Source organism: Vibrio sp. Vb0937 (genome assembly GCF_033338855.1).
The window spans coordinates 1-1,297 of record NZ_JAWOTK010000239.1 but is presented as its reverse complement, the minus strand read 5'-3'; the positions used below and the strand labels follow the sequence as shown (position 1 = coordinate 1,297).

Sequence of the window (1,297 nt, the reverse complement as noted above, 5' to 3'; positions counted from 1 at the left end):
TGGAGCAAAATAGCTTCACTCGTACCGCGGCCATTCAAACTCGCCCAATGTTAGATAAACTTCTCAACATTCATCCGGCGATCATCGGTTTTGGCTTGACCAATCCCAACGGTGACTACATTTCCGTTAGCTCGAACTTGATTTTGGAAAAGCTACACAATCTCAAGCAAGATCCGCTCACCAGAGAGACCTTCCTTGAAGCGTTGAACTCCGATCGCATGGTGATCGGCAGAACCTACTTTATGGAAGCGCAAGATTCGTTAGTTATTCCCATTCGTAAAGCGATTCCAGATAAAAATGGCGTAGTACAAGCGGTAATGACGGCTGGCTTTAACATGAATACGTCGTCAGTGTTTCGTAACGACATTCATGCTAATGAACACAATCGCGTGTCCCTAATTAGAAACGACGGCTACCTTACGTTTAGCTCATCTGAAGACACCACGATCAAGGACTATCAAAAGCCCGCCGATGATTTAAATAAACAAGCCTTATTGGATCAAATCCAGCAAGACTACGGCTGGGATACCGACCAAGTAAAACAGCTAACCCGAGCAATCAATGTCGTCGTCGACACCCAACGTTTGAATGAATTAATCACACTCAAATACCTTCCTGATTATGGCTTATGGGCGGCGTCGTCGACCGATTTGGGCTTCATTAAGCGCGGCTTTTACAGCCAATTTGCGTTTTACTGCATCGTCTTTCTGATCGTTCAAGCAGCGTTTTATGCGCTGTTTCGCTCAATCGCTAACAATGAACACGAAACCAAAGAGCGTTTGCTTTACCAAGCTTGTCATGATCATCTAACTCGCCTACCTAATCGCGAATATTTACGTTCCAACATTCAACGTTGGATGTGTGGCAGCAGTAACCCGTTCACCTTAATGTTCATTGATATCGATAACTTCAAATCGGTCAATGACACACACGGCCACGAATTTGGTGACGAAGTTCTAAAACAGATCTCGACTCGCCTTAACCACTTCTCGGGCGAAGGTCGTTTGATCGTCCGTGAGGCAAGCGACGAGTTCATCTTTATCGTTAATCGAACTGATGAAGAGACCATCAAAGATCTAGCAAGCGAGCTGATTCAAACGCTTTCCAAACCATATAACGTTAACGATAACCAGTTCCTGCTCAGTTGCAGCATTGGGATTGCGTTCTACCCAATGCACGGCGACAACTTAGACGCGCTGCTGCTTTCTGCAGATATCGCCATGTATCAAGCGAAGAAACAGCGTAATGCGTACAGTCTGTTTAATCAGGAGATGCAAGCAAGTCATCTGCACAAGAT

The 1,297-nt window shown here is 45.3% G+C and carries 1 protein-coding gene; it reads left to right on the top strand.

The genetic code is table 11. The features are described from left to right. On the top strand, positions 1-1,297 hold a 1,297-nt coding region (locus R7P67_RS24755; RefSeq protein WP_318086311.1), incomplete at both ends, for a diguanylate cyclase domain-containing protein.